The sequence below is a fragment of the Treponema sp. genome (genome assembly GCF_024696245.1).
In the GTDB taxonomy this organism is placed as follows: domain Bacteria; phylum Spirochaetota; class Spirochaetia; order Treponematales; family Treponemataceae; genus Treponema_D.
Map to the genome: position 1 here is coordinate 1 of NZ_JAILGZ010000121.1, position 2621 is coordinate 2621.

A 2621-nucleotide genomic window follows, 5' to 3' on the forward strand; every position below is an offset into this window, starting at 1 on the left:
AAAACAGCTGCAAAAACTACAGCTAAGGCTGCTGCTAAAAGTACAGTAAAGGCTTCTGCAAAAACTGCTGCAGCAAAAGGAAAGACTGTGGCAAAAAGTACAACAAAAACTACAGTAAAAGCTGCAGCTAAAACTACTGCAAAGACAGTAAAAAAAACTGCAAAACCTTCAGCCGGAATTGATGAAAACGGTACATTCCGTGCCTGGGATAATGCAAAAACTGTAGCTAAAGCTAAAAGTGCAAAAGTAGAAAAGGCCGCATTTGTTCCCGGTACAAGTAAAGAAGAAGTTGCAAAAAAACTTGCAGCTGCAAAGGCTATAGATCCAGGTGCAAAGGCCGCTCCTAAAAAAGTAGCAGCCTATACTGATGATCAGATTAAACATCTTGATTCCCTTGAACATATTCGTCTTCGTTCAGGTATGTATATCGGACGCCTGGGAGACGGTTCAAATCAGAATGACGGTATTTATGTCCTCCTTAAAGAAGTAATTGATAACTCTATTGATGAATTTATCATGGGCTTTGGAAAGAAAATCGAAGTTTCCGTAAAGGACAATCGTGTAAAGGTAAGGGACTACGGTCGTGGTATTCCTCTTGGAAAGGTTGTTGAATGTGTAAGCGAAATTAATACCGGTGCTAAATATAACGACGATGTATTTCAGTTTTCTGTAGGTATGAACGGTGTAGGTACTAAAGCCGTTAACGCCCTTTCTTCATATTTCCGTGTTGTTTCCGTAAGGGACGGGGAATGCTGTGAAGCTGTTTTTGAAAAGGGAAAGCTTAAGAATCACAGAACAGGAAAGCTTAAGGAAAAACAGCCTGATGGTACTTTCTTTGAGTTTGTTCCTGATGAAGATATTTTTGGCAGATATTCCTTTAACATGGAGTTTGTTGAAAAACGCATGTGGAATTATGCCTACCTTAATACAGGCCTTACATTAAAACTTAACGGAGTTGATTTTGTAAGTAAGAACGGTCTTCTTGATCTTCTTGAAAAAGAAATAGAAAGCGAAAGCCTTTATCCGATTGGAAGTTATACAGGAGAGCACCTTCAGTTTGCATTTACCCACACAAATGCTTATGGTGAAAATTATTTTTCTTTTGTAAACGGTCAGTATACTTCTGATGGTGGTACCCACCTTAATGCATTTAAGGAAGGTTTTATTAAGGGTGTAAATGACTTTTTCCAGACTAACTTTAAAAGTGAAGATGTAAGGGACGGTATTACAGCTGCTGTTCTTGTAAAGGTTAAGGACCCTGTTTTTGAAAGTCAGACAAAGAATAAACTTGGTAATACAGATGTAAGGCCATGGATTGTTGCAGAAGTTCAGTCTGGTCTTGATGACTGGCTTCATAAAAATCCAAAGGCTGCAGAGCGTCTTAAGGAAAAAATCGAGCATAACGAAAAGATGCGTGTGGAACTTGCCAGCGTAAAAAAACTTGTTCGTGAAGCTACAAAGAAAAATTCAATAAGAATAGAAAAACTTGATGACTGCCGCTTCCATCTTGATGACGGTGCTAAGGGTGAAAACTCCATGATCTTTATTACGGAAGGACAGTCGGCTTCCGGCGTAATGACTCATTCCCGTGATGCAGATTACCAGGCTATCTTTAGTCTTAGAGGTAAGCCGGAAAACATGTATGGAAAAAAACAGAGTGATATTTATAAAAATGATGAGCTTTATCAGCTTATGATGGCTTTGGGAATAGAAAACTCTGTAGAAAACCTCCGCTACTCAAGAATTGTAATTGCAACTGATGCCGATAACGACGGTTTTCATATCAGAAATCTTGTACTTACTTTCTTCCTGGGTTACTTTGAAGAGCTTATTACCAGCGGAAGGGTCTGGATTCTTGAAACTCCATTGTTCCGTGTAAGAAACAAGAAGGAAAACATTTACTGTTATACAGAAGAAGAACGTGATGCAGCTCAGGCTAAGCTTGGTAAAAACTGTGAAACTTCACGATTCAAAGGTCTTGGAGAAATGAACCCTAGTGAGTTCAAGCAGTTTATTGCTCCGGAAACAATTCACCTGACTCCTGTAGAAATCAGTCAGTTAAAGATTATTCCACAGCTTCTTGCTTTCTATATGGGAAAGAACACTCCTGAAAGACGCAAGTTTATCGAAAATAACCTTCTGTCTAATTCAGAAATTGACGTTTAGTTTTACTTTGGAGAAATCATGGCTTTTGTAAAAAATTTATTTGATAAAAACTTCATTGAATATGCCTCTTATGTAATCCGCGACAGGGCTATTCCTGATCTTGAAGACGGTCTTAAACCTGTACAGCGCCGCATCATGCATACTCTTTTTGAAGTAAATGACGGATACTTTCAGAAGGTTTCTTTTGTTGTAGGTCGTACAATGAAGTACCACCCTCATGGTGATGCTTCCATTTATGGTGCCCTTGTTAATCTTGCAAATAAAGAAATCTTTATAGAAAAACAGGGAAACTTTGGTAATAAATATACCGGTGACCCTGCATCAGCAGGACGTTACATTGAATGCCGCCTTCATCCTCTGGCAAAAGATTTTTTTGTAACTAATCCGGAAATTACTCACTTTGTTCCAAACTATGACGGCCGTGACTTAGAGCCTGAGGTTTATCGTTCCAAGCT

2 protein-coding genes are annotated in these 2621 nt (G+C 38.8%); both read left to right on the forward strand.

The window, feature by feature from the left end:
- The first annotated feature begins 318 nt into the window (after nucleotides 1–318).
- Entirely contained in the window at nucleotides 319–2166 is a 1848-nt protein-coding gene (locus tag K6D58_RS08440; protein ID WP_296829660.1) for a DNA topoisomerase IV subunit B, read from the forward strand.
- Nucleotides 2167–2184: 18 nt separating this feature from the next.
- On the forward strand, nucleotides 2185–2621 hold a 437-nt coding region (locus tag K6D58_RS08445), incomplete at its 3' end, for a DNA gyrase subunit A (protein WP_296829658.1).